Annotated in this window: 23 protein-coding genes and 1 other RNA gene; 9 read left to right on the forward strand and 15 right to left on the reverse strand. The window is 64.2% G+C overall.

Features of this window, described 5'->3' with window-relative positions; genetic code table 11:
• Positions 1-180: 180 nt before the first annotated feature.
• The 4 genes from FRC96_RS03560 (at position 181) to ssrA (ending at position 3,234) form a co-directional block, all read left to right on the forward strand.
• Positions 181-1,257 carry a tetratricopeptide repeat protein gene (locus FRC96_RS03560; protein WP_146972759.1) on the forward strand — a complete coding sequence of 359 codons (1,077 nt, stop codon included), beginning with the start codon at positions 181-183 and terminating at the stop codon, positions 1,255-1,257.
• A gap of 123 nt (positions 1,258-1,380) precedes the next feature.
• Positions 1,381-1,878, forward strand: a complete 498-nt coding sequence (locus FRC96_RS03565; protein ID WP_146972762.1) for a hypothetical protein — start codon at positions 1,381-1,383, stop codon at positions 1,876-1,878.
• A 230-nt stretch (positions 1,879-2,108) separates the two neighbouring features.
• Positions 2,109-2,573: an SsrA-binding protein SmpB gene (smpB, locus tag FRC96_RS03570; protein WP_146972764.1), complete on the forward strand. Its 465-nt coding sequence runs from the start codon at positions 2,109-2,111 to the stop codon at positions 2,571-2,573.
• A gap of 270 nt (positions 2,574-2,843) precedes the next feature.
• Positions 2,844-3,234: a transfer-messenger RNA gene (gene ssrA, locus FRC96_RS03575) on the forward strand.
• Positions 3,235-3,307: 73 nt separating this feature from the next.
• Here ssrA and FRC96_RS03580 read toward each other — a convergent pair.
• The gene (locus tag FRC96_RS03580; RefSeq protein ID WP_146972767.1) at positions 3,308-4,162 is read right to left on the reverse strand and encodes a LysR family transcriptional regulator; all 855 of its coding nucleotides are present in this window, start codon (positions 4,160-4,162) and stop codon (positions 3,308-3,310) included.
• A gap of 220 nt (positions 4,163-4,382) precedes the next feature.
• Between FRC96_RS03580 and FRC96_RS03585 the strand changes: the two genes are divergently transcribed.
• Positions 4,383-5,084 (forward strand): NAD(P)H-dependent oxidoreductase, encoded by a 702-nt coding sequence (locus FRC96_RS03585; protein WP_146972770.1) that lies wholly within the window; start codon positions 4,383-4,385, stop codon positions 5,082-5,084.
• Between the two features lie 23 nt (positions 5,085-5,107).
• Here the strand turns inward: FRC96_RS03585 and FRC96_RS03590 are convergent, their stop codons facing one another.
• From FRC96_RS03590 to FRC96_RS21740, 8 genes are all read right to left on the reverse strand, one after another.
• Complete coding sequence (locus FRC96_RS03590) at positions 5,108-5,629, reverse strand: hypothetical protein (RefSeq protein ID WP_146972773.1); 522 nt, start codon at positions 5,627-5,629, stop codon at positions 5,108-5,110.
• Between the two features lie 81 nt (positions 5,630-5,710).
• Complete coding sequence (gene grpE, locus FRC96_RS03595) at positions 5,711-6,406, reverse strand: nucleotide exchange factor GrpE (protein ID WP_146972775.1); 696 nt, start codon at positions 6,404-6,406, stop codon at positions 5,711-5,713.
• 76 nt (positions 6,407-6,482) lie between these two features.
• Positions 6,483-7,967 carry a lysophospholipid acyltransferase family protein gene (locus FRC96_RS03600; protein WP_146972778.1) on the reverse strand — a complete coding sequence of 495 codons (1,485 nt, stop codon included), beginning with the start codon at positions 7,965-7,967 and terminating at the stop codon, positions 6,483-6,485.
• 142 nt (positions 7,968-8,109) lie between these two features.
• On the reverse strand, positions 8,110-10,020 hold the full coding sequence (locus tag FRC96_RS03605) for a hypothetical protein (protein ID WP_146972781.1): 1,911 nt from the start codon (positions 10,018-10,020) through the stop codon (positions 8,110-8,112).
• Positions 10,021-10,066: 46 nt separating this feature from the next.
• Positions 10,067-12,190: a hypothetical protein gene (locus tag FRC96_RS03610; RefSeq protein WP_230469833.1), complete on the reverse strand. Its 2,124-nt coding sequence runs from the start codon at positions 12,188-12,190 to the stop codon at positions 10,067-10,069.
• Between the two features lie 644 nt (positions 12,191-12,834).
• The gene (locus FRC96_RS03615; protein ID WP_146972785.1) at positions 12,835-13,854 is read right to left on the reverse strand and encodes a hypothetical protein; all 1,020 of its coding nucleotides are present in this window, start codon (positions 13,852-13,854) and stop codon (positions 12,835-12,837) included.
• 119 nt (positions 13,855-13,973) lie between these two features.
• The gene (locus FRC96_RS03620) at positions 13,974-14,966 is read right to left on the reverse strand and encodes a hypothetical protein (RefSeq protein ID WP_146972788.1); all 993 of its coding nucleotides are present in this window, start codon (positions 14,964-14,966) and stop codon (positions 13,974-13,976) included.
• Positions 14,967-15,112: 146 nt separating this feature from the next.
• Positions 15,113-15,898, reverse strand: a complete 786-nt coding sequence (locus FRC96_RS21740; protein WP_230469834.1) for a hypothetical protein — start codon at positions 15,896-15,898, stop codon at positions 15,113-15,115.
• A gap of 68 nt (positions 15,899-15,966) precedes the next feature.
• On the opposite strand from FRC96_RS21740, the gene FRC96_RS21745 reads away from it, so the two are divergent.
• The 3 genes from FRC96_RS21745 (at position 15,967) to FRC96_RS21750 (ending at position 18,320) form a co-directional block, all read left to right on the forward strand.
• Positions 15,967-16,347, forward strand: a complete 381-nt coding sequence (locus FRC96_RS21745) for a hypothetical protein (protein WP_230469835.1) — start codon at positions 15,967-15,969, stop codon at positions 16,345-16,347.
• Between the two features lie 345 nt (positions 16,348-16,692).
• Entirely contained in the window at positions 16,693-17,529 is an 837-nt protein-coding gene (locus FRC96_RS03635) for a hypothetical protein (protein WP_146972790.1), read from the forward strand.
• Positions 17,530-17,954: 425 nt separating this feature from the next.
• Positions 17,955-18,320: a hypothetical protein gene (locus FRC96_RS21750; protein WP_230469836.1), complete on the forward strand. Its 366-nt coding sequence runs from the start codon at positions 17,955-17,957 to the stop codon at positions 18,318-18,320.
• 65 nt (positions 18,321-18,385) lie between these two features.
• On the opposite strand, the gene FRC96_RS03645 is transcribed toward FRC96_RS21750, so the two are convergent.
• Entirely contained in the window at positions 18,386-19,159 is a 774-nt protein-coding gene (locus tag FRC96_RS03645) for a glutathione S-transferase family protein (protein WP_146972792.1), read from the reverse strand.
• 93 nt (positions 19,160-19,252) lie between these two features.
• Positions 19,253-20,107 (reverse strand): HEPN domain-containing protein, encoded by an 855-nt coding sequence (locus FRC96_RS03650; RefSeq protein WP_230469837.1) that lies wholly within the window; start codon positions 20,105-20,107, stop codon positions 19,253-19,255.
• A 217-nt stretch (positions 20,108-20,324) separates the two neighbouring features.
• Here FRC96_RS03650 and FRC96_RS21755 point away from each other — a divergent pair, with 217 nt between their 5' ends.
• A complete protein-coding gene (locus FRC96_RS21755) occupies positions 20,325-20,477 on the forward strand; it encodes a hypothetical protein (RefSeq protein WP_230469838.1) in 153 nt (50 codons plus the stop codon).
• A gap of 122 nt (positions 20,478-20,599) precedes the next feature.
• On the opposite strand, the gene FRC96_RS03655 is transcribed toward FRC96_RS21755, so the two are convergent.
• The 4 genes from FRC96_RS03655 to FRC96_RS03670 form a co-directional block, all read right to left on the reverse strand.
• Complete coding sequence (locus tag FRC96_RS03655; protein ID WP_146972796.1) at positions 20,600-21,337, reverse strand: ZIP family metal transporter; 738 nt, start codon at positions 21,335-21,337, stop codon at positions 20,600-20,602.
• 159 nt (positions 21,338-21,496) lie between these two features.
• Positions 21,497-21,982: a hypothetical protein gene (locus FRC96_RS21760; protein WP_230469839.1), complete on the reverse strand. Its 486-nt coding sequence runs from the start codon at positions 21,980-21,982 to the stop codon at positions 21,497-21,499.
• A gap of 153 nt (positions 21,983-22,135) precedes the next feature.
• Complete coding sequence (locus FRC96_RS03665) at positions 22,136-22,621, reverse strand: cupin domain-containing protein (protein WP_146972798.1); 486 nt, start codon at positions 22,619-22,621, stop codon at positions 22,136-22,138.
• Positions 22,622-22,686: 65 nt separating this feature from the next.
• Positions 22,687-24,180, reverse strand: coding sequence for a phytoene desaturase family protein (locus FRC96_RS03670; RefSeq protein ID WP_146972800.1), 1,494 nt, complete (start codon positions 24,178-24,180; stop codon positions 22,687-22,689).
• Positions 24,181-24,250 lie beyond the last annotated feature (70 nt).

Below are 24,250 nucleotides of genomic sequence, written 5' to 3' on the forward strand. Positions count from 1 at the left end.
CGGGGGTGTGTCAATCCGCGAGCCTGGCCGGGCAAAACTTGCCCCGACTTGCGGGCGGGTCTATAAGCGGGCGCGAAGTGCCCGCTGCCGGCCTCGGAGTGACACGCGCTCAGAGTGAGACGCGAGACGCGGTGGAGTGTGGCGAGATACATCCCTTCAAACGCGTGACCTGGAGTCTCCATGGGAGCTGGACGCTGGCGTCAGAGAGTGGCGGTGGGCCTGATGATGATCGGGCTCGGGGCCGGCTGCAAAGAAGAGCCCCGCGACCACCTGATCGAGGGCCAGCGGGCGCTGGCCTCCCGGGACGCGGAGCTTGCCGAGCAGCATCTGGAGGCGGCATTGGCCGCCGAGCCCAACCTCTTTGAGGCGCGCCGGTTGATGGTCGACGTGGAGATCATGCGTGGGGATTATGCACGCGCCGAGGCCGAACTCAACGCGCTGTGGCAGGCCCGCGGCTTTGACCGTGAGGAGGGGCTGAGCACCGCCGAGCGAGGGGTGCGCCGGCTGATGGCCGATCAGTACAACAAGCTCTATCGGGCCTGGGCCAGCGACATCGATCGGGAGAGCCACCCGGAGGTCTTTGAGGAGGTGGCGCTCAAGGCGCTCTCCTCGAAGAGCCGTGATACGAGCGTCAACGAGATGCTGCGGGCGTTTTACCGGGAGCGGGCCGACCACTTTATCGACCAGGGCGATAAAATTTCTGCGGCCCGGGAGCTGGAAAAGATCCAGGGGCTGCGCACCTTTCCCGATACGCGTCAGGAGTACCTCGACCAGGCGCGCAGGCTGCGGCGAGAGGCGTTTTTTGAAGAGGCGCGGGCTCGCTTTGCGGAGGAGATTCAGCCGGAGCTCGAGGAGAGCGGGGCGTACGATGCAGAGAATGAGCGGATCTTGCTGGCCATTGAGCAACCGGTGGATCGGCGCCTGAGCCCGTCGAGCGAAGAGTCGAAGATTCAGGCCCGGGCGATGGCACGCCAGACCCTGATCCCGACCCTGGCGCAGCTGGCGGTCTCTATCGGCGGGCTCGACGCGGAGACGGTCGACATCGGCGCGATGAACGTGCCCCCTGGCGAGGTTGAGCAGGAGCAGTTTCGGGTGGGGCGCTACGATATGGTGGCGGCCTTTACCCTGGAGAGCTTGATGGAGATGGCGTTTGAGTATGCCGAAGCGCAGCGACGGGAGCATGGTGAGCCGACCACCGAGGTGCCGGCCGATCCCGTCGCTTCGCCGGCTGAGGATGCGGGTGAAGCTGCCCCCTGATGCCCCCGCTGAGTTGCGGGCGTCGAGGGCGGGCCTTTTTCCTTGACTTGCAGAGGCGGGCTAGTCCATATCAGGCGCGCTACCGCCCCACCATTTCACCCTCAAGGACGCGGAGAGACTGCGATGAGCCACGAGAGCGAAGAAGAAGTTGAAGAGTCGTTGGATTTTGATGACGGCTTCGATCCGGAGATCGAAGAAGACATCGAGCTTGATGACGACTTCGACGCCGATGAAGAAGAAGAGGACTTCGTGCCCTCCAAGTCGTCGTCGAGCAGCGACAATGACCTGGTGGACGCCAACTACGCCGATGTGGTCAAGGCCAACCCCAAGCGCCTCAACGCGGCGCAGCGCAAGAAGGCCGCCTCGGTAATCGAGGGCATCATCAGCGACGCTGAGCTCAGCGATCCGGAGGGGCAGGCGCGCGCCTTCAAGAAGCTCTCCGATAAGTTCGGCGTGGCCGATGCGCGCCCCTTCGATATCAGCGCCGAGCTGACCGAGAACGACGTGATCGACCACCCGCGCTTCGGGGTGGGGTTTGTCGTGCAGCTGCTCACCCCGACCAAGGTCGAGGTGATCTTTGAGGACGGGCTCAAGAAGCTTGCCCATAACCTCAAGCGCTGAGCGCTCCGAGTCGGGCCAGGTGTGGCCCGGCGCCACCGGTGCGTTGGATGCGAGGCGGCAGGCGAACAGGTCCTGCGCGCCTCGCGTCGTTTTGGGGCGGGGTGATGTAGGGGGCTGTGGGGAATAGTCGGGCCGGAGGCGGCGTTGAGACCGGTACGACACAGCGAGTCGAATGGATTTTTGGTTTGGCGCAGTGACGCGCATCTCCTCTGAAGAGGGGCAGGAAGACTATGAGCGACGCCATCAAAAACATCACCCGAAACCGCAAAGCGTATCACGACTACTTTGTCGACGATGAGCTTGAGGCCGGCATGGTGCTGCTGGGCTCGGAGGTCAAGAGCCTGCGCCAGGGGAAGGTCAACCTGACCGACGCCTACGCGCGATTTGATAACGGCGAGCTCTATCTGGTCAACGCGCATATCAGCCCCTACGAGAACGCCACCCATACCAACCATGAGCCCGAACGGGTGCGCAAGCTCTTGCTGCACAAGCGTGAGCTGCGCAAGCTCTCCAATAAGGCGAATATCGCCGGGTTTACGCTGATCCCGCTGGCGCTCTATTTCAAAGGCAGTACGGTCAAGTGCAAGATCGGGGTCTGCCGGGGTAAGAAGCTCTTTGATAAGCGCGAAGATCTGCGCAAGCGCGACGCGGCGCGGGAGATCGCGCGCAGCCACGCCAGAAACTACCGCAGATAAGCTTGCTTCGTTGACAACGGTGTACATTCTTGTAGTAGTAGTACGCCGTGAGCTATCGTTGCCGCTGTGTCTGCTGCATTGAGAGCACCGTGGGCTACGTTGCAAAGCCTCGACGATGCTAAAGCATCGCCTGCGTTTTGCGCCTTGCCGACGTCACTCTCAATCTCGCATCCAACAGCGTCAACTTCTGCTCACAGCGTAGTAACGCCCTGCGACGCGTGTTGAGGCTGACGCGCGGGTCATCTCGCAGGTTTGCAACACCCCTTGTACGGGGGCGCACTGGCTTCGACGTGGATACGGCGAAGTGCGTGGCGTGTCGGAGGTCTCAGTAACTCCGTTATGAACTGCTGAGAACGTTATAACTGCCAACGATGACGCGCAGTTCGCGATGGCCGCGTAAGCAGCTTTTCGCGACAGATGCTCCTTAACCGGAGCCCGTTAATCAGAGCTTTGCCTGTGGGCTTTGCTTAACGACATACAGCAGGCTTGGTGAGTCGGGCTTCATCCTTCGACGCCTCACGACATTCCGAAGGGTCCTCAAAGAGCATGGCCTGTCCGTGGACAGTGCTCGGAGAGGTTAAAAGTTAATCGCGGACTACACACGTAGAAGCGTACATTCAAGGGTTCGCGGACGCGGGTTCGATTCCCGCCGCCTCCATCGAAAAAGGCCCGGCACGTATGAGAGTGCCGGGCCTTTTTGTGTTTGCTGACGGGGGGCCGCGCGACGGCCCTGTTCAGGGGGGATCTGTTATCTCGACGTCCGCGACGGCGCTCCAGACCGCGTCGATTCGGGGCAGGTTGCGAATGCTGAGGGGCGCCACCAGGTAGAGGTCGATGATCGGCCCCTCCGGCAGGTTAAGCTCCAGGGGCACGAGCTCGGGGTAGATCGTGCTCATGGCCCGGATCATCAGCGCGACGCCCTGGCCCTGACGGACCAGCTCGGCCTGCATCAGGTAGCTGCTGGTCGTCCAGCGCGCATCGGTGCCAACATGGGTTGTTCGCCACGCTTCTTCCGGTGGGGAAAACCCGGGCATGCTGACCCCGACCCAGGGGAGGGTGTCGGGGGGGACGTGGCGCCAGCGCTCCAGCCCCAGCACCGCCGTAGGAAGGCTGGCGACGCGTTGCACCGCGTATTCGCCGCGCTGCGGTCGCTCAAAGCGCAGCGCGAGATCCGCCTCGCGGCGCATCAGATCGACCGAGCGGTATCCGGTCACCACGTCAAAGCGCAGGTGAGGGTGGCGTTCCGCAAGCGCGGGGAGGATGCGCGAGAGCACAAAGACGGCCAGGGCTTCGGTGGTGGCGATGCGAACCGGTCCTCCGACCCGGGCGCCGAGATCGAGAGCCTGATCCTGAATGCGTCGGGAGCGTCGGGCCATCTCTTCAGCGTCACCGGAGATGCGCGCGGCGGCTTCGGTGGGGACAAGCCCCTGCGAGGTTCGCTCGAAGAGGACCACGTCGAGGACCCGCTCCATCTCGGCGATGCGACGGCTGACCGTCGATTGTTCGACCGAAAGAAGACGTGCGGCTCGGGTGAAGCTCTTCGTCTCGTAGGCCGCCAGAAAGTAGCGCACGCTCTCCCAGTCCAACATCTCAGGCTCCCTGCGCGTCGAACGCGCCTCTGGTACGTCGCCCGTCGTGGGGTTGGCCCACGTCACGTGCGACGTTCATATGGCCACGCGGCGCTTTCGCACCGTGGGGCGGAATCAGGGTATGCATTTATGCATCGGCGTTATCGAAAAGCTGTGGTTCTCATGTGTGAACGCATGGGCATAATGAGGTGCATGACCTGTGCTTACAAGGAGCGTAACCATGCGTGACATACTCGTTCTCGATGCCCACCCTGACCCTTCCCCGGAGCGCTTTGGCCATGCGCTGGCCGAGGCTTACGCCGATGAGATCCGCCGCGGTGGTGCTCCGGTCGGCGTGCTTCGTTTGAGCGAACTCTCTTTTGACCCCGTGCTGCGCGATGGCCTCGGCGTCCCCCAACCCTGGGAGGCGGATCTGCATGAGGCGATGGAGGCCATCGTGCGATCGAGGTGGGTGACGATGGTTTTTCCTACCTGGTGGGCGGGGCCGCCGGCGTTGCTCAAGGGATTTATCGATCGGGTGCTGTTGCCCGGCGTCGGGTATCGCCACGAAGGCAAGGCGTTGCCCACCGGGCTTCTGGCAGGGCGCGGGGCGAGGATCGTGACGACGATGGACGCGCCGGGGTGGTGGTACACGCTGGCCCATCGCCGGTCGGTGCATGCCAGCTTGATTCAGGGGACGCTTCGCTACGTGGGGTTTGGTCCAGTCCGCAGCACGACCGTGTACACGTTGCGGGAGCTCTCGGAGGCGCAACGCGAGCAGAAGTTGCGCCAGGTGCGCGCTGCAGCGCGTAAGGATCTGGCGCGTGCCAACGCGTGTCAGCCGGTCCACGACGAGGTGCTCGCTGACGCGCTTGCGATGCGGGCCCCCGGGGCGTGGCGCGCTGGCGATCAGCGCGCTGGGGAGCAGATCGCTGGCGACTAGGTGCGCCTTGAGAGGTGTTCTGCTCAGCGCGTTTGCAGTGTTTGCGGTGCCACGCGCTTCAGCCCCTGGCGTACCCCGGCGTTCACCACGCCGTAGGTGGCGCGGCCGCCGAGCGCGGCGGCGTGGGTCTGCCAGGGGATCTTTCGGACGTCGATATGCGCACCCAGCCCGGGTTTGATGAGCTCGTTGACCAGCACGAAGAGGGCGGTGTCGAAGGCGGCACCTTTCAGCGGGCTCGTCGTGGCGCCCAGTTTGCGGCGTAGCAGGATGCCGCCCACGGTGCTTCCGACGCCTATCGCCAGGCGCAGACGACGCGCGGCCTGGCGGCGTGCTTTGCGGCGCATCTTCCACCCAAAGCGTTTGTTGGCGCGGTCAATCAGTGCGCGTTGCGGATCCTTTTTGTCGCGGAAGGCGTCGCCTACGCGTGGCGCTCCGGGTTGCGCGGATTCCAGCAACCACGTCGCTTTGTTCATGGCAAACGAGGCCACCGAGCCGGCCACCAGGGCTGTGCCCAGTTTGAACGCGTTTTGTTTCCAGTTGGTCATCGTCTCCCTCGTCGTCTGGGTGTGCGGACGTTGTGGGAGAGAAGTTAAACACGGGGGAAAAAGCCCGGGGCGGCGTGCGCATTACGACGCGACCACCACCTCGGCGTGGCGCAGCACTGTGCCGTCGTTGAGGCGAAAGCCCGGGCGGAGCACCTCCACGATCTGACCGCGGGAGACCTCCTCGCTCTCCCGCACATCCACCGCCTGGTGCAGCCAGGGGTCGAGGGGTTCGCCGACCCGGCCCAGGAGCTCGACGCCCTCGTCGCGCAGAAAGCGCACAAACTGCGCCTCCATCCCCAGGAGCCCCTCGCGCATGGGGCCCTCGCTGTGCTGGATCGCCCGTCCCAGCGAATCCAGCAGCTCGCCAAGGCCGCGGAGCAGGCGCACGCGCTCCTCCTGACAGGCCTGCTCGGAGGCTTCGCTCACGCGCTCCTGGAGCGCTTTGGACTCGGCGAGCAAGAGGCCGATTTGCTTCTCGAGGGCGGCGCGCTCGTGGTCGACCGGGGGCGTCGGGGAGGGCTCCGCCTCGCGGTGGGGCTGCGCTTGCGCGAGGGCGTTGCGCAGCCGCTCGTTCTCATGGTGTTGCTGGCGAAGCTCGTGCTGCAAGGCGCGCTTTTCGAGGCGCTCGGCGCGCAGGCGATCCGTGAGATCTCGCTCCCGGTGCTCGGCCTGCTTGACGCGCGCCTGGAGGTTTTCAACCTCGCTTATAAGGGCGTCGAGGACGCTCTGGGTGTACGCGCTGCCGCGGCGCATCAGGTCTCGAAGGTTCAGTCGCATAGCGTTCTCTGGTGGGGAAAGGCGGTGCCCTGTTCAGGGGTTTTGGGCAGGCAGGCTCGTCGTTGTCCGGGGCGGGTCAGGTGGCGCTTTCTTCGAGCTGCGGGACCGGCTGGCCCGCTTCGGCCGAGGCCCGGCGAAGGTCCTCGACGTAGCGCGCCTGCAGGGCGTCAAAGCCGGCGATGAGGCGCTGGCGCTCGCGCTCGACTGCGGCGAGCAGGTTCTTGCGGGTCCGAAAGAAGGTGCGGGAGATGATGCGGTCGCGGTAGACGAGGATCTGGCGCCACCAGCGCAGAAAGAAGATGCCCGCGGTGGGGAGGCTAAGCACATAAAAGGCGATGAGCAGCGGATGCAATTCCGCGTACCGGGCCAGCGCCCAGGCCTGCAGGCCGTAGAAGAGGGGGAAGGCGACAAGCCCGGAGACGAAGGCGGAGATGGCCACGATCGCCTCGTCGGGCGCGCGACGTGTGAAGAGACGCACGAGGAGCGCGGGGACGATGTTGTTGAGCAGGCCGTAGATCGCCACCGGACCCAGGGAGACAAAGAAGAGGGTGAGCTTGAGCGCCTCGCGGTGGCGGCGTCGTTCGCCGGCGCGCTCGTCGAGCAGACCGTCGCGGATGCGCAGCTGACTTAAGTGGTCGCGGTAGCGACGCACATCCATGCGCACTCGGCCGACCACCGCCGGGTCGTGTTTTTGAAAGAAGGCGACGGCGTCAGCGATGCGCTGCTCCTGCTCAAAGCGTTCTTCGAGCAGGCTTGTGTTGCGCGGGTCGGGGGAGGCCTCCAGACGCTCCTGACGGCCGGAGCGGTCGTAAAGATCCAGCGCCAGAGCGTCGGGGGCGAGCAGCTGGGCCTTGAGTTTCGCGCCGTAGATCGCGCGGATCTCGCTGACGAGCTCATGGTTGCGTTCGTCTTGAATATGGGTGGAGAGCCGGCGCATCTCTTCCTGCAGCCTGGCGGTGAGCTCGCGCACCGCCTCGCGGGGATCCTCGATGTAGCGCTCGGCGTAGTCGGCCACCTCGATGGGCTCGCCAAAGCGGATGAGGACGCGGGAGAGGAAGCGGTCGCGATCCTCAAAGTTTAGCCCCACCGGCTGAATGCGCGCGCCGAGCTCAAAGTCGTTGCGGGCCTCGGCGGCCAGGGCGATGCGCGCGGTGCCCGTCTTTAAGTCGCGCACCATGCGCTCCGGGGAGTTTTGCCCCTCGGGGAAGATGCCGATGCACCCGCCTTCTTCGAGCGCACGGTAGGCCTCCTCAAAGCTGTCTTCGTTCTGGTCGGTGCCCCGGCCGTCTTCGGCGCGGTAGATGGGGATGACGCCGAACTCATGAAAGAGCGCCCGGGCGGCCAGGTTTTTAAAAAGTCCGCTGCGCGCCATGTAGCGGATCTGGCGGCGGGTCTGCGTGCCGAGCAGCACCGTGTCCATGATGGAGTTGGGGTGGTTGGCCGCAAAGATCAGCGGACCTTTCGCCGGAATGAGCTCCTGACCGGAGGCCTGAATCTCCGAGAAATAATATCGGACGGCCCGACGCAAGACGCGTTGGGTTAGGCTGTAAAATCGAGACATTCGTGCGCCTGGCGTTCGTGCGAGAGGGCGAAGCGATGTGGGCCTGGCGACATCCTAGCGGTGGGGGCAGTTGGGGGGAAGGCGCCAGGCAGCTGCATCACCCGCCACCTCAACGCCTCAGACTGTGGACTCAGGCACGCGCTTAGAGCTCAGAGGCGTCGACAAACTGGCCCACCAGAAGCACCAGCTCGCGGGAGGGTTCCCGGGGGAAGTGCTCGATCAACGCGTAGCGCGCCAGCGGGTCGCTCCCGGCGTGGCGCCCCAGATACTCGATGAGTGTGCGTCGCGTGGCGGCCAACGGCTGCGTGGCCAACATGCGACTGGCCAGGTCGATGGCCACGGGGGAGGGGGGCGTCTGATCGTCGAGCAGGCGCCGGCGGATCTGGGCCTCGACGCGGGGATGGTCCTCCCGGGAAAGGGATTGGAGAAGGTCCTCGTGGGGCACGCTGACCTCAAGTCGCCGCAGCGTCTCATGGGCAGCGGCACGCAGGCCGGGGTCACGATCGTCGAGGAGGGCGGAGACCTCGGGGGTAAATTGCACGCCGGCAGCGCCTGCATTTCCGACGGCCTCCATCGCCAGACGACGCCGCACCGGGGTCGCGGCGGGATCGAGGTTCGCGCGCAATGTGGCGTCAATGCGGCCCCGAAGCTCATCGGAGAGCGCCTCGTGGCCCGAGAGGGCTCCCATGGCCAGCATCGCCGAGCGCGACGCCACATCATCGGCGCGGCCGCGTTTCCAGACCTGCTCGATGGCCTCGATCACCCCCTCATCGGGCTCGGGGATCTTCCCGAGTGCAGCGAGCGCGCGGAGGCGATCGGCGGGTTGCAGCGCCGGGTGCGAAGCCGCCTCGATCAGCACATCGCGGGCGGCTTTGCCGCCGGCTTCGCGTAGCGCCAGAAAGAGCACGGCGCGATGGGACGCATCGATCGAACCCGAGCGCAACGCTTCCAAGACCTCGGAGGGATGCTCCGGGCTCAGCCGCAGGTAGGCGATCATCAGGTCGAGCCCCTCCCGGATGCGCGATGCGCCCTGGAGGCGCTCCTCAAAGAGCCTGAGCACCTCGGCGGTGCTGGTATCGGAGAGGCCGGGCATCGCCTGCGCGCGGTAGTCCTGACGCCGGCTCCAGAGGCTCTGGCCAAAGGGCTGCTCGCGGTAGCGCTCCTTAGCAATAGGCCGGGTCCAGAAGGGGCTCTCCGGCAAGGAGGGCCGGGCGCGAAGCTCAAAGGTCGTCTGCACATGGGCAAAGGTTCGCCCCTCTTTCGTGCTGACCTCCAGCTCCTCCCGGCCCTGGGTGGAGGCAATCCAGGAGGACGCCCCGGCCCAGCGCGCCCGACTCTCGGAGTCGAGCACACGCGCGTAAAGCTCCCTGTCGTCGGGAGATGTTACGTCGCGGTACGCCTTGCGCTCGCGCCGTACCGCGCTCCCCTTCTGTTCGGATTGATAGGCGGCCAGGTAGCTGCCCACGCCATCGCGCTGGGTGGCCGTCCAGGACGCGCTGTCGGGGGCGGGCGGAGCGATGAACTCAACCAGCGAAAGCACAAGCTGCCACTGGCGGAGAACATCCTCGGGGGCATCCGGGGGGGCGGCAATGCTCTGAAACTGACAGCGTTCATTGAGCTCAATAAGCACCGGCGTCTGGCGCAAAGCCTCAAAACCCGGCGGAAGCTCCTGCGCCTCGCCAGCCTGAAAGGACTCAAAGATCGCGGCGACGCTCACCGTCTCGCTCACATCCTCGCTCACCACGCGCCACAGGAACCGGCCACGGGTCTCGCGTGTGACCAGCTCCGTGGCGTCCTGTGCGCCGGCATGGTCGCCAGGCAGAAGCGCCATCGGATTGATCCGGGCCCGCGAGGATTGCTCAAAGGCGAAAACATGCCGCCGGGAGGCTAAAAAGGCGCATCCCGGCCCCGGCTCCCCAGTGGTGCGCGTCGTTGGGGGGCCTACAGGTTCGGGCTCGCTGCTCCAGCCTCCCCCGACGACCAGAGCGCCTGCTGCGATCGCCAGGCCGGTGGCCGCGACGATCGCGTGTGTCGTGCGCTTACTCAGATTCATGCGTGTCCTGCTCGCGCAAGGAGATTGCGGGCGGGGGGGAGGCGCTCTATTCGTCGAGCAGGGTGACGCCGCTTGTGTCGCGTTGCTCCAGCAGCGCGTAGGTCGAGCTGATGCCGGCAAAGGAGACCAGGCGCTCATCGACCACGCTGGCCCACTTGCGGCAGGGGTACCATCCACACCAGCCGGGCCGGGCCAGGTCGACAAAGACGTCGATATGACCGCTGAAGAAGGTCAGCACAAGGTCCGATGTCACATCCCAGGTCGTGATCACCAGAGGGGCGTCGAGGCCCCAGTTCAGCGCCGATGCAAGGGGAAGCTCTGCGGTGACCAGGTTGACGGTGCCTTCGATGCCACCGCGGGCCAGCGCGATGTCGACCGAGGCTGTGGCGATCATGGAAAATGCGCTGTAGGGGCGAATCTCCTGGTCGACGCCGCCGTGACGGCTCGTCAGGTCAAAGGGCTCCGGGCCCGCGCCCTCTTGCCTAAAGTTGGCCGCCTGCACCTCAAGTCCCACCGAGCCCTCGCCGCATAATGAGGCGTTCAGGCCCACGCCGGCGATGCCATAGAAGTAGGAGAAGCACTGGCGCTCTGAGAACTCGGTGGTGTCGCTGAGGGTGACGTTCTCTCCCGACTCGGAGGCCGACCACTGACGGAATCCCAGCACATCGAGGTGTCCCGACGCGCCGGAGTCGCCGCCCTCGATCGAGGAGCGGGTCGCCACGCGCACATCGAAGATATCGAAGCCGACCCACCCGTCGACCCGGGCGTTCATGTACGCATCGCTGCTCGCCCCCTGCATATCGAGATGGTTCTCGGAGCCGAATTCGGCCTTCGCGGCGAGGATGCTGTTGCCCAGCTCAAAACTTGAGCCCCCGGTAAAGGTGCGCTCCGAGGCGATCTCCCCCCCGTCGGGTAGATCGTCGATGTGGACCATGCGCAGCTCGCGCAGCACGCAATTGTCGGCGTCGGGATCTGCACCGGGGGCGCTCTCTTCAAAGGCGGTGTCGTTGCAGACGCGCAGGTAGAAATCGCGCTCCTCCGACCAGTCGGGCTCCCCGGCCTGATTCCAGCCGGCAAGCGTCATGCAAGCCTCGCCGCCAAACTCGAAGTAGAGGTTGGCGCTCTGAATATGCGGCACGCCGGCGCGGAGGTCGCTGACCTGCACCTCGTTGACCAGCACATTCTCGCCAGACTCATTGGTCGAGCCGACCTTCATGCGCATGTAGGAGGTGCCTTCTTTGCACTCCCCATCATCGCCCTGAGGGCAGATGTCAAAGTAGAGTGTTGGCAGGTCAATGTTGAGGTGTTCAAAGATGTCGAACTCATGACTGGAGGTGTCGACAATTTCATTATGAGCGCCAAGCTCCAGCGTGGTCTGTACCTGCGCCTGCGGTTCGCTGTATCTGGTGGGGATATCGCAGACGACGGGGTCAAAGATGAAAACGTCAGATTTTAACTCGGTGTCGGCTGTAATAATGTTCACGCCCGGGGCGCGCTCGAGAACAATACTGTGGACGCAACCGGTTTCGCCGCTGGCGTTGATACATTCAACGTTTCGGTTCAAGCCGGTGGTGTCATCAAATAGAGGGTTGAAAAACTGAGTGTTGTACTTTTCCCGCGGGATCGCCACGAGGCCCTCTTCCTCGGGCAAGAAGCGCGCCGGGTTGAGCGCTACCCAGACGTTGAAGGTGCCGCGATCCTGGTTCTCATCCAGACAGGAGTCGGGGATGTAGTACTTGCGCGTATACCGGTAGGTTCCGTCCTCCAAGACGGTCAGATCCTTACCCGGGCGATGCAGCGCGCCCAGGTAGCAGGTCTCGGCCTCGTCGCGCTGATCTTCGGAGTCGATCTCCGCGACCAGGCCGACGTGGACGTTGATGAATCCATCGAGCCTCTCTTCCCATCCAGGGGCCGGGTCGACATCGACCTCCATCTCGATCGGGTGGCCAAGGCCGTAGCTCTCCTGGGGCTCACCGCCCTGTCCCCGCACATCGAGGCGAGTCACGGTGCCGGGAAGTTCAAACTCTCCGGTCGAGAGCACGCCGGTCTCAGGGGCGTCTTCTTCACCGGCGTCTGCTTCAGTGGCATCTTCTTCGGGGGGAGCGGTGTCCCGATCCTGGGGAATGTCGTCTCCCCCGCATGCCGCGATGCCAAGGGGCAGTAGCCCCATCAGCAACGCGTATATCAGTCGTTGGTAGCGCGTACGGGGGGCAGGTGAAGTATCATGATGTTGTGTGGTGATATTCATAACGATAAATTCCCTTATGATATAAAAACTGCTCGTCGCGCATGCAGCGCCCGTTCTTAAAAGGATGCCCCCTGACCGTAGGAGTACGAGCACCGTAGAGAAAATCCAGATCGAATGTCAAACCGGCGATCCGCCAGGCCAGGCTCGGAGAGCGCCAGGGTGAAACGGGATGACGTCGTCGTGTGAGCGTGTTGCGGGGGGAGGCCCCGGCCGAGATACGCACTACGCCCTAAGCCCACGTTGACGCCATAGTTGCCGAATTGAGAGCCCCCTGAGCTGCGTTGTAAATCCCGACGATGCTGAAGCATCGCCTGCGCTTTGCTGCGCCTCGCCCGGCTCACTCTCGGTTTTGTATTTTGAGGCGTCAGCAGGGCCTCACGGCGTTATATCTGCCGGGGTTAGAGCGGGGGCCTTGATCGCGAGGCAGATGATGGAGGAGATGCGATTCATCATGAGGGGGGGACACGGGAATGGATGTGGCTACTGCCCCGGCAAAAAGACCGCCAGCCCCTGGTGGGGCTGGCGGTTTGAATCGTCAGAATCATCACGTCGGTTCGTTGGCTGTTTTAAAACCCCGCGTGCAACGTCAGCCATCCGGTATGATCGACGCCCTCCTCGCGGATCGCCAGATCGTAGTTGGGCATGAACTTGAGCGCGTGGCCGTCGATGAATAGGGTCGCGCCCAGGGTAACCCGCTGCGTCAAGACGCCGCGATCGTGGAGCAGGCCGTAGCGTGCGCCCGGGCCGATCTCCAGGGTGTTGATAAGGGGCAGTCGGTACTGGCCATGCACATACGCGCCCCAGTTCAGCTCCTCAGAGGCGTCTTGCGTGTTGGGGGCGAGCATCAGCTCGGCCTGGAGGTTCCAGGCGTCGGTCCAGTACATCAGGGCCACATCGACGACGTGGGGATCGGGCACGGGCTGCACGAGCGTTTCGCCGGTGGGGTCGTCGGGGGAGGGGACCGGGGCGTTGTCGGCCCCCATCAGGCCAAAGTAGGCTAGGTGCAGGCCCAGGCCGTTTTCAAAGCCCAGGAGCGCGCGGGCGCTCAGGTAGTTGCCGTCGCCCCCGGGCAGGAGCGCGCGTTCAGTGGGGTCGGGCATAAACCAGCCCAGGCTTAAGTCGAGCTCCGCTGTGCCCACCGGCAGCGTGCCGACCACCTCGGCGCCGGGCAGGCGCACGTCAGTAAACGTGCGCAGCATGGAGCGGCGCACAAAGGGCATGCGCGGCGCGGGCATGATGTCGTCGGCCGGGGTGGGGCGCACAAAGATGCCCGCGCGCAGGACGAGGCCCTCGGTGGGGTAGACCTCTACAAAGGCGTCCAGAAGGTCAAAACTCCCCGAGGCCGCTTCACCGCCGATGTACGCCTTACCCCATTGGGTCTGCATGGAGCCCGAGAGGCGCGCGAGCTGAATGAACGCCTCCTGGTTGGGCGTGTGGCTGCCGCCTTCAAAGACCCAGCCCACGCGGGTGAGCCCGCCCAGGCTGAGTTTTCGGTGGTCGTCGTCGAGCAGCGTGTAGGCGCTGCCGGTGGCGGGGAGAAGGGTGAGAAGGAGAAGCGTTGCAACACAAAACCAGCGGGGACTCATTACGTTACTCCAGCACAACATTCACATCTGAGACCCGGCGCACGATTTGGATTTTTCAATAGGGGGGGGCGCCAGGCCTGGCGAGCGGGCCCCAGAGGGGCGCACGAGCGGGGGGAATGTCAAGCCGGTGGCGAGTTTGAGCCGGTGCGCTCCCCGGCGAGGAAGCGGTAGGCCGCCAGGGGCACGATCACCATCATAGGGGTCGAGTAGAAGAGCATCAGAAGGTACGCGCCCAAGATGGGGCCCGTCAGAGTCACCTGGGCCAGTCGGTGGATGACGTCATTGGCGATCACCTCCACGAAGAGGTTGGAGAGGTCGGCCAACCCGTAGGTGATCGCAATCTGGATCTGCATCGCGAGCAGCCCGCTGAGTTGCATGATGAGGTAGATCCAGACAAGCCGGCCCCACTGTGTCCGGGTCATGCGCAGTGCCGTCACCGGTGCGCTGAGCAGGGAGCGTCCCTCAAAGAGCATAAGTGGCACGAAGGGGAAGAGCAGGATGGTGATGAGCGCCGTGACGGCGCGTCCCTCCCAGATCAGCGCCGCCGAGGACGTGGTTGTCTGCAACACGACCTCAAGTCCGGAGCTCACAAAGCAGAACAGGAGCGCCGCAAGCACCATCGGCAGAGTCCGGGGAAAGGTGCGCTTGATGGCGATTGCGATCGAGGTGGGTTCGCCCTGGATCGTGTTCGCGTTGGCCAGGAAGAGACTGACGACGTAGAGCCAGGCTGCCGGCAGGCTGGCGAGCATCAGGAGCTGATTGGGCGTGAAGTAACCCCCTAAAAACTCTTTTGCGAGCATCCACACTCCGCCGGCGGCCAGGGCGATCGACCCAAGCACCAGATGGCTGGCCATCCAGACCCGAAACAACTCGGCGAACATGCGCCCCCAGGCGGTGGTGGGCCGGGCATCGGGGTCACGGCGTCGGGCGCGGCGAACGAGAAAGAGCAGCGCCGTCAGGAGCATGAACGCCATCAGCAACGGATCCACCTCCTCCGCGAGTGACGTCACGATGATAAAGGCCAGGAGAGCTGCGCACGCCAGCAGGGCATGTCCGAGCTGCTGAGCCTGAGTTTTCCAACCTGAGGGGGGGACGTCGGCGCGATCGGACATGGGGGCTCCGTACTCTGGGGAGAGATGATGTGGCGAGTGTGCTTTGAGGTTGGGTGATTGGGTGGTTGGGTGGTTGTGGGGCGCCGGGGTTTGCGGGGTTGGTCGATTCGTGTGGGCGGTGGCGGGTTTGCGGGGTTGAGGGTCGTTCAGCGCTCGACGTCGAAGCTGCCCTCGATGGTGAGCGTGGAGCCCTGGCGGGGGCCGGTGCCCTCGACCGTCATGGCAAAACTGCCGGCAAGGCGAGTGGCGTCGGCGGTGGTGATCTCCAGCGTCCAGCGGGTGAGGTCGTCGCCGCTGAAGGGCTCGCTGACGCAGTGGCTGTTGTTGAAGTTCAGCCCGCGCCAGGCTTCGGGCAGCGCGTCCAGGCCGCTCCAGCCGTTGTCGAAGGTGGAGAGCGAGAGCAGCCCCACGTTGTTCCAGTTCTCATCGGCGCAGCTCAGCGAGGCTGGCGAGGCGATGCTGATCTGCACGTTTCGCCCCTGATCCGGCAGGTAGAGCTGCGCCGAGTAGGCGCCGCCGCCCGGGCCCACCTCCACGCTATGGGAGGTGTAAACGACCTCATCGTCCACGCGCCAGACCACCGTGGATTCGGGGGCTTCGCACAGGCCCTGCTCGGTGCAGACCTCGTCGCCGGAGCAGGTTCCGCAGGAGGTCTGGCAGACCGGGTCCAGCCCGCAGGTGCGGCCGGAGCAGTCCGGGGTGCAGGTGTCGGTGTCGGGTGTGGTGTCGGTGTCGGGTGTGGGGTTGGTGTCGGGTGTAGCGTCGGTGTCGGCGTCGGGTGTGGTGTCGGTGTCGGCGTCGGGTGTGGTGTCGGTGTCGGGGGAGGTGTCCGCATCCGGGGAGGTGGGATCGGCGTCGGAGGAGCAGGCCGGGGTGAGGATGGCGAGCAGGATGGCGAGGGCGGTGAGGGGGAGGTGGCGAGAGGAGAGCATGGGGGCCTCGTTGACAGGGGGGAGGAGAGAGAACAGATATGGGGAAGGGATAGCGTAAAGGAGTGGGGATGTCGCGGGGGGAGAGAGGTTTCAGGGGGTTTCAGGTGCTCGTGTGGGCGGCTGGTGGGGCGCGTGTTGTGGTTAGTCACGCTCTCGAACTCGAGCTCGACCGCGATCACGGGCTGGATCTCGATCTCGTGCTGGTCCTCGTACTGGTCCTCGTCCTCGTGCTGGTCCTCGTCCTCGATCTCGATCTCGAACTCGGGCTGGATCTCGATCTCGAACCCGCTGACCCGAGCGCATTCAGGGCGGGGCTGACAAGGAGCCAGGACGAAGCTGTGGCAGCGCCACCGCGAGGACGCAGCGACGCAGTCAGCGTCGTCATGAGTGAGCTCGGCACACACGAATCGACCCACATCGCAAAACCCCGGCGCCCCACAACCACCTGACCACAAACCTCCCAACCTCCGCGGACCTCCCGGGTCCCGCAACCACCTGACCCCAAAACGCGAACCACCGGCCTTGCGCACGTACTGACCGACACCGCAAACCCCGGCGCCTCACAGCCCCCCCACTTGACCGCTCCCACACGCCAACTCTACTCTCAAGCCTCACCAACACACGCAGATCCGTCGGATATGTCGTAGGGGGATCTCGCCAGCGATGGTGTTTGCCGTCGAGCGCAGGGGCGCCGGCGGTGAATGGCAGTTCGTGGGTCGTTCTGCGGGGGCCGAGGGGTTCGGTCTGACCGGGGAGTCGGGGCGGCGCAAACTCTTTTGAGAGCGAGGTTTGTGATGAAGGGAATCGTGTCGAGTGATGTGAGTTTTCGTCGGATGGGTGCCGGTCGCCATGTCTTCGGTCTGGAGCAGGTGGCCGAGCGGGTGGCGGGCTGCCAGGGCCTGAGCCAGGGGCAGAAGGACGCGCTTGGGGCCCAGATCGAGCGCGCGCTCAAGCTGGGGCGCGGGGCGCTGGCCGTGGAGCTGGCGTACAACCAGCACAAAGAAGGCGTCTCGAAGGCGCGTGGTGAGGCGGTGGTGATCGATCGGGAGCTCGATCAGATGATCGTGGATATGCGGGATTTTGTGCGGATTCGCACCCGGAGCGCGCAGGTGGAGGTGGCTGAGGCTGCGGCGCGGATCGAGCAGAAGATTTTCAGGCAGGGGGTGGTGGATGTGATCCGCCTGAACCACGAGGATCAACTCGGGGTGATGGAGGCGATGGGCGTCGAGCTTAAAGGAGAGCTTATCGAGGACGTGCGCCGGCTGGGTCTGGAGACGGAGGTGGAGGCGTTTGTTCGGCGGGTGGCGGACTTCCGTACAGAGCTTCGCCGGGAGAAGCACGAGGTCATGAGCTGGGATCAGGTCCAGGCGCAACGTGAGGAGCTTCATGAGGCCACGTGCATGGTGTTGATCATGATCCTGGCGGACTTTCCAGACCTGGAGGATGGCGAGGCGATCGAGGCGCGGGAGTACATTCTGGCGCCCCTTCGCGAGCAGCAGACGCGGGTGTACGAGGCGCAGCGCCGCCGTCGCTCCGTCGGTGACGTCGATCCGGATACGGGTGAGGAGCGCGCTGGTGAGGGGGCTGTCGTCGAGGAGGAGAGCGATTCGCCGGAGCCCGTTCTGGCATAAGGGCGTGCATGCGTAAGTGACGAAACGCATGAGCGCTTGCACGATTGATAGGCCCCTCGCCAGATGCGGGGGGCTTTTTTTGTGCGCGGGCGACGGGCGTCGGGCGCTTGGATAGCCCGAACGGGTGAGGAGCAGGCTCCCAAACAGGAGGCCCTCGTGTCGCGGAGCCATATTCCGGCTCCGAAACAGGGCGATGCCCGCAAGGAGGGGGTGTGGAACACCGGGGCGGGCCGGGCCGACTCTACCTATTTCGGGTGATGGGCACCCCAAAAAACAGGGAGCCGCCTGGAAGGAGGGGGAGTCGAACAGGGGGGAGTGGCGAGGGCGGTGAGGTGTTGGAGGGCAAGCGGAGCTCGGGTGGGGTGAAGCGTGTGGGTGGGGAGGGCTGGTGGTGCTGTGGAGACTGCTGTCGGAGCTCGGGTGGGGTGAAGCGTGTGGGTGGGGAGGGCTGGTGGGGGCTCGATCTCGGGCTGGATCTTGATCTCGATCTCGATCTCGATCTCGATCTCGGGCTGGATCTCGAACTCGATCTCGGGCTGGATCTCGAACTCGATCTCGGGCTGGATCTCGATCTGGATCTCGATCTCGGGCTGGATCTCGATCTCGATCTCGGGCTGGATCTCGATCTCGATCTCGATCTCGATCTCGATCTCGATCTCGGGCTGGATCTCGGACTGCGGACCCCGAACGCCCTCTCGAATCGATCCACACCGCGAACCTCGGGGTTCCGCAACCACCTAACCACAAACCTCCCAACCCTCGCGGACCTCCTACGTCCCGCAACCACCTAACCACAACACGCAAACCCCGACGCCCCACACACATCGCCCGACATCGCGAACCCCCGCCCCTACACTCAACGCTCGCCATTTAAGATCCCCGGATCCACGGTCCAGCCGGCGTCGCTGGCGAGGCGTAGAAGCCAGTCGAGGAGCGGCCGGGAGCGGCGCAGGGTGCGACGAGTGGGGGAGTCGTTGGGGGTGGCGGCGGTGTGGATGAGGTGGGCCCAGATGGAGCAGTCGGCGGTGGAGGGGCGCTCGCCAGTGAGGTAGGCGTCGTTGCCGAGCAGGGCTTCGACCTGGTCGATGGCGTCGCATGCCAGGCGGTAGCCGCTCGAGGGGTGGCGCATGGGGCCGCGGGCGGCGCGGCGGATTTGCTGGAGGCGGATAACCTCGGCGGCGGGGGCGGCCAGGGGGGCAGGGATGAAGTGGGCGACGAGCTCGCGGGTGATCGGGCGCTGGAGGCGCCAGCCCTCCGGGGAGACGAAGCGGTCGTGGAGGCAGGCGTCGTAGGCGACCTCTTCGATAAGCGTAGCGAGCGCGCGGGCGCGGCTCAGGCGCTCGGGGTCGAGGTCCTGGTCGAGCGGGCTGCGGGTGGGGCTGAGCAGGCCGGAGTTGGCTTCCAGGTGCGCGATGATCTCCGAGGACTCGGCCTGCAGGCGGCCGTCGGGCCAGCGCACAAAGGGCGCCATGGCGTTGGGGGAAGTGCGGGTGTCGCCGATGCGCGCCTCATAGGGAGTGTGTGTCAGGCGCAGGTAGATCTCGACCTTGGCGCAGGGAGGGCTCTCGCTGAAGGGGAGGCCGAGCGCGGGGGGGAGTTGGTAGAGGAAGAGGGGTTGGGTTTGGGTCATTTGGGGGCTCTAGCTAGGATATGTTGTTAGTGATGCGCTAATTGTTGATGTGGCATGTTTTTAGGGTGGCGGTTTTATATAATCTTTGAGGTTTTATATTGTCGTTCTATTTGGTTTAAATTTTGCGCCGGACTGATGGAGTTGAGCTACGAGGTGAATACTGTTGTGATGTGCGATGAGAGCTTCTTCTTTAGTACAGGTTTCGTCGTTGTAACGGATGCCTGGCGAGCACTGAATGTGATGAATTATGCCGTCCCAGCTTCCTTGAAGTCCGACGTTGTTAGCGTCTTTTGCTAGTTTTGAAAGGTCGTGGCTTCGTCTTATTTTCCCGCCATTGTGTAGTATAGATGCCTTCATGATTTTTTCGGAAAACTGTAATGAAGACCACTTTGACAAGCCGTAGTCATATCGGTCAGATGCGAGTTGTTCAACGGCAGCTTCTGAGTCTACGAGCGCTGATTTGATTAAGGGTTGGTTGATGTGTTGTGTTAGTAGTGAAAACGTGCTGTATCCCAGTGAATATAGTTGTCTTATTGTATGTACGTCATTTTTAGTGAATGTCTTCCACCGTTCTGCGGAGAGGTCTTTGAATGATTTGCGCATAAATTCTTCGTTGAGGATATCTGCTGAGCCGAAGATTGTCGGAAATCTTGCAATCCAAAGATCGTTTTGAATGCTGAAAACCATTCTCCCAATCGACATGTTCATTTTTAGTCGGTTTCCAAATTGTGTATCGTACCAGGTGAGGACTTTGTCAGAAATTGATGGGTTTTGCTGTGGAGATTTTTTTGGGGTTATTTCCAAAGGGATTTGAAAGCGTTTGGCGATTTTAGAGAGGGCTATCAATGGGCGGCGAGAAATTGAATAACCTTCATTGGCGATCTCACGATCAACCTCTAGCATTAAGGCGTGGAAGTCGTTGTCGTTGTGTGGGAAATTTGTGCTCATAGGCTTCGTTGGGTTGTTTTTGAGAGTTGTTGGGGGATATGAGACGCTAATGTTAAAGGGTTTGACTGGCTTTTCAAGCATATGAAGATTTCTATTTTCTCTGCGAGCTCAAATTTCTTAGGGTCAAATTTGGGCCCGACCACATAGGCCATTAGTGTTTAGCGTTGGAGACTAGGTTGGAGAGGAGCGCTGTGACGCGGAGGCGGAGCATTTTGCGATGCGCGCGATCGAGCTGGCGCCGGAGTCGGGATTTAATCACGCAAATCTAAAAACTATCCTCTGCGGGCGTGGCGCGGTAAATGAGGCGCAGCAAAGTTTTGAGCAGGCCTGTGCGCTGGGGGTGGAGCGGGCGTGTGGGCGGCGGTGCTGAGCGGCCCCAGGACGACGCTGGCGGCGTCGCAATAGCGCTGCTACTCGCTCCTCCTGGCTCCTTGCCAATCGCCGCCCTGGATGCGGTCGGGTTCGGAGGGGCAAGATATCTCACGATCCTGTTCACACCCCACCCAAAATCCCCTGAAACGCCGTCATCGCCGCCACCGAGACGGTCAGGGTGGCGGCGATGGACATGCGTTCGCCATCTTTGAGGGCGTTGGGGATGAGCTCGGCGGTGACCATCCAGATCATGGCGCCGGCGGCGACGCCAAGGCCCACGGGGAGGGCGGGTTGAAAGGTCTCGACGAAGAGAAAGGCGGGGACGGCGAGCAGGGGTTGGGGGAGGCTGGAGAAGATGCTCCAGAGGGAGGCCTTCCACCAGGGCATGCCGCGGGGGACCATGCCCACGCCGATGGCCAGGCCCTCGGGGATGTTGTGGACGGCGATGGCCAGAGCGATGAAGAGGCCGAAGGCCTGGCCGCCGCCAAAGGCGACACCGACGCTGATGCCCTCGGCGAAGGAGTGCAGGGTCATCACGCCTAAAAAGACCAGGGCCTGGGTGGCGCCAGCGCCCTTGAGGTCGGCGAACTCGATGTCGCGGCCTTCGAGCCAGCGGTCGCTCAGGTAGATGAAGGCCAGGCCGAGGAGCAACCCGCCCACCGTGCGCCAGAGCCCCGTTGAGGCGCCTTCCGTCAACAGGTTAAAACTCGCCGAGAGCATCAGGCCGGCGGCGATGGCGGTGCCGTGGGCGAGCAGGGTTTTGTTGTCTTTTTTGACCCAGATCAGGGGCAGGGGTCCGAGGCCGGTGGCCAGCGCGGTGAGGGTGGCGAGTGCCAGGACGAGGAGCCATTCGGGCATGGGCGGCTCGGGAGGTTTGCGGGGTTGGGAGGTTCGTGTGGGGCGCCGACCGCCCCAGGACGACGCTGGCTGTGTCGCTGCGTCGTCGCGGTAGCGCTGCTACACGCTCCTCCTGGTTCCTTGCCAATCGCCGCCCTGGATGCGGTCGGGTTGGGGGCGTTAGAAGTAAAGGTAGGTGGATTTTGGGAGATGCCCATGATGGGGGGGCAGATGCTCGGGCTGGAGCTCGATCTCGGGCTGGAACTCGAACTCGGGCTGGATCTCGATCTCGATCTCGGGCTGGAACTCGAACTCGGGCTGGATCTCGATCTCGGGCTGGATCTCGATCTCGGGCTGGAACTCGATCTCGATCTCGATCTCGATCTCGGGCTGGAACTCGATCTCGATCTCGATCTCGAACTCGATCTCGGGCTCGAACTCGATCTCGAACTCGGGCTGGATCTCGATCTCGATCTCGGGCTGGATCTCGATCTCGATCTCGAACTCGGGCTGGATCTCAGTCTCGAGCTCGAACCCGTCAACCCGAGCGCATTCAGGGCGGGGCTGACAAGGAGCCAGGACGAAGCTGTGGCAGCGCCACCGCGAGGACGCAGCGAAGCAGTCAGCGTCGTCCTGAGTGGGTTCGGCACACACGAATCGACCCACGCCGCCAACCCCGGCGCCCCACAACCACCTAACCACAAACCTCCCAACCCCCGCGGACCTCCCGAGTCACGCAACCACCTAACCACCCCGGAAACCCGCCAACACCCGCACGAACCCCCTCACCCTCGCGAACCCCCACCCCCACACCGCCCCCTAACCCTCCGCCATCTCAAAATCTTGAAAATCGAAGCCCGGGACGACCACGCATGCCATGAAGGCGTAGCCGGCCGGGCCGGGTTGGGGGTGGGCGCTCTGCCAGTGACCGGCGGGGACGAGGGCTTGCAGGCGGAGCTCGGAGGTGGGGCCCAGGGTCACCGTGCGCAGGCGGCCTTCGTCGGGGGCTTTGATGCGCAGGATGAGCGGGTCGCCCATCAGGTGGAACCAGAGCTCGTCGGAGCTGACGCGGTGGCGTTTGGAGTGCTGGTGGGATTGCAGCAGGTAATAAATGGCCGTGCCGGCCTGGCGGGGGCCGCTTTTGCCGGGGAGCACCCCGGGGGGAAGTGTGATGGCGGAGCGCCAGGTCTCGGCGTAGAAGCCGCCCTCGGGGTGGGGTTGAAGGGCGTGGCGGGCGATGAGCTCGTCGGCGGCGGGTTTTTCAAACTTTTCGGTGCGGTTGATGGGTTCGGCGCGGTCGGGCATGGGGACTCCTTATCTAAAAAAGGCAACAGGGCGGAGCGCGTCTGGCGCATGGAGCACGTTCATCTTCATTGAAGGGCGTTGAATATATGCTCTGCGGTGCGCAGGCCGCCAAGGGCCACCGCCAGGGTGCTTTGGCCGGGGAAGGCGGTGTCGCCGACGAGGTAGAGGTCTTGTGCGACCTGCTGAGGGCCGAGGTCGCGGTAGTGGTGCAGGCCCTTTTTGCGGGGGATGCCGCCCACAAAGCCGCCGGGGCGGCCGGTAAAACGCTCGAAGGTGCGGGGGCTGCCGGTCATCTCGAAGAGGGTGGCGCTGGCGAGCTCGGGGGCGCGCAGTGTGAGGGTCTGGCGCATGCGGTCCTGGATGGCCTGGGTGTAGGTCGCGCGCTCCTCGGGGCTGCCGCCCAGGTAGCGCTGCATGTCGACGTGGGTGGAGACGGTGACGACGCGCTGGTCGTCGGGGGCGCGACCTTTCTCGTCGGCGCCGCTGACCGAGCAGAAGATGTGGTTGCCTTCCTGAAACGGGGCGTGGGGGTCGTCGACGAGCTCGAGATGAAAGGCCTCGGGGCGCGAGATCTTCTGGCGATCGACGCCCAGGTAGAGCATGGCCGCGCCCCAGCCCCCTTCGACGGCGCGTTGTTTGCGGTGGAGCGAGGGCCTGGCGAGTGTTGGATCCTCCAGGAGCTTCAGCAGGGCGGAGGGCAGGAGGTTGGCGACGACGTAGCGTGCGCGCAGGGTGTGGCGGCGGCTCTCGACCACCCAGTGATCCTGGTCGCGGGAGATGCGGCGCACGGCGTCGGCCATCAAGACCTGGCCGCCGAGGTTTTCAATGGCGTCGGAGAGGGCCATGGCGAGCTGGCCGATGCCGCCGTGGATGTGGCCGGTGCCGCGAAAGAAGTAGTCCATGGCGGCCAGGGCGAAGGGGGCTTCGGCCTCGTCGGCGCTGGCCTGGACGGTGATCTGGCAGACGGCGTTGAGGTAGGTGCGAAGGGGCAAAAAGTTCTGGAGGTCAAAGCGTTTGAGAAGATCGCCCACCGAGCGCCCCACGGCGCCGAGGAGCACCAGGTAGCCCGGGGAGCGGGCGATGTGGCGCATCAGGTTGGAGGGGGTGAAAGGGGGAAGGAGCGTGGGGTCGTCAAAGAGCTGCCAGAGGGCGTCGGCGACGCGTCTCTGGTAGTCAAAAAAGCGCTCGATGGCGTCGCCCGGCGCGCCGGGAAGGGCGCAGAAGGAGGCGGTCAGCGCCTGGCGATCGCTGGAGATGGGGAGCTCAAAATCGGGGGCGCGCAGGGTGACGAGCGGGTCCATGCTCTCAAAGCGGACCGGCAGGTCGTGGCGCTCGATCCAGCGGGCGAAGAGCTGGCCTTCGCCAAAGCCGCTGAAGAGGGTGGCGCCGGACTCAAAGCGGTAGCCGCGGCGGCGGAAGGTGCTGGCGCAGCCGCCCGGGTAGGTGAGGCGTTCAAAGATGGCGAGCGAGGCGCCGCGTTCGGCCAGGGTCAGCGCGGCGCTCAGGCCGCCAAAACCTGCGCCGATGACGGCGACATCGACAACTTCAGGTGTGTTCATGGGGGGTTACTGCCGACTGCGAGGAGAGGGGAGGGAAGGAGCGTGACGGCAGAAGAGGTAGGCACCGAGA

Origin of the sequence: Lujinxingia vulgaris (assembly GCF_007997005.1) — a bacterium.
GTDB lineage: Bacteria > Myxococcota_A > Bradymonadia > Bradymonadales > Bradymonadaceae > Lujinxingia.

What these genes read in the sequence shown, in the direction of transcription:
- FRC96_RS03560 (WP_146972759.1), top strand. Translation starts at nt 181, where the DNA reads ATGGGAGCTGGACGCTGGCGTCAGAGAGTGGCGGTGGGCCTGATGATG.
- FRC96_RS03565 (WP_146972762.1), top strand. Translation starts at nt 1,381, where the DNA reads ATGAGCCACGAGAGCGAAGAAGAAGTTGAAGAGTCGTTGGATTTTGAT.
- smpB (WP_146972764.1), top strand. Translation starts at nt 2,109, where the DNA reads ATGAGCGACGCCATCAAAAACATCACCCGAAACCGCAAAGCGTATCAC.
- FRC96_RS03580 (WP_146972767.1), bottom strand. Translation starts at nt 4,162, where the DNA reads ATGTTGGACTGGGAGAGCGTGCGCTACTTTCTGGCGGCCTACGAGACG.
- FRC96_RS03585 (WP_146972770.1), top strand. Translation starts at nt 4,383, where the DNA reads ATGCGTGACATACTCGTTCTCGATGCCCACCCTGACCCTTCCCCGGAG.
- FRC96_RS03590 (WP_146972773.1), bottom strand. Translation starts at nt 5,629, where the DNA reads ATGACCAACTGGAAACAAAACGCGTTCAAACTGGGCACAGCCCTGGTG.
- grpE (WP_146972775.1), bottom strand. Translation starts at nt 6,406, where the DNA reads ATGCGACTGAACCTTCGAGACCTGATGCGCCGCGGCAGCGCGTACACC.
- FRC96_RS03600 (WP_146972778.1), bottom strand. Translation starts at nt 7,967, where the DNA reads ATGTCTCGATTTTACAGCCTAACCCAACGCGTCTTGCGTCGGGCCGTC.
- FRC96_RS03605 (WP_146972781.1), bottom strand. Translation starts at nt 10,020, where the DNA reads ATGAATCTGAGTAAGCGCACGACACACGCGATCGTCGCGGCCACCGGC.
- FRC96_RS03610 (WP_230469833.1), bottom strand. Translation starts at nt 12,190, where the DNA reads ATGGGGCTACTGCCCCTTGGCATCGCGGCATGCGGGGGAGACGACATT.
- FRC96_RS03615 (WP_146972785.1), bottom strand. Translation starts at nt 13,854, where the DNA reads ATGAGTCCCCGCTGGTTTTGTGTTGCAACGCTTCTCCTTCTCACCCTT.
- FRC96_RS03620 (WP_146972788.1), bottom strand. Translation starts at nt 14,966, where the DNA reads ATGTCCGATCGCGCCGACGTCCCCCCCTCAGGTTGGAAAACTCAGGCT.
- FRC96_RS21740 (WP_230469834.1), bottom strand. Translation starts at nt 15,898, where the DNA reads ATGCTCTCCTCTCGCCACCTCCCCCTCACCGCCCTCGCCATCCTGCTC.
- FRC96_RS21745 (WP_230469835.1), top strand. Translation starts at nt 15,967, where the DNA reads ATGTCGCGGGGGGAGAGAGGTTTCAGGGGGTTTCAGGTGCTCGTGTGG.
- FRC96_RS03635 (WP_146972790.1), top strand. Translation starts at nt 16,693, where the DNA reads ATGAAGGGAATCGTGTCGAGTGATGTGAGTTTTCGTCGGATGGGTGCC.
- FRC96_RS03645 (WP_146972792.1), bottom strand. Translation starts at nt 19,159, where the DNA reads ATGACCCAAACCCAACCCCTCTTCCTCTACCAACTCCCCCCCGCGCTC.
- FRC96_RS03650 (WP_230469837.1), bottom strand. Translation starts at nt 20,107, where the DNA reads ATGAGCACAAATTTCCCACACAACGACAACGACTTCCACGCCTTAATG.
- FRC96_RS21755 (WP_230469838.1), top strand. Translation starts at nt 20,325, where the DNA reads ATGCGCGCGATCGAGCTGGCGCCGGAGTCGGGATTTAATCACGCAAAT.
- FRC96_RS03655 (WP_146972796.1), bottom strand. Translation starts at nt 21,337, where the DNA reads ATGCCCGAATGGCTCCTCGTCCTGGCACTCGCCACCCTCACCGCGCTG.
- FRC96_RS03665 (WP_146972798.1), bottom strand. Translation starts at nt 22,621, where the DNA reads ATGCCCGACCGCGCCGAACCCATCAACCGCACCGAAAAGTTTGAAAAA.
- FRC96_RS03670 (WP_146972800.1), bottom strand. Translation starts at nt 24,180, where the DNA reads ATGAACACACCTGAAGTTGTCGATGTCGCCGTCATCGGCGCAGGTTTT.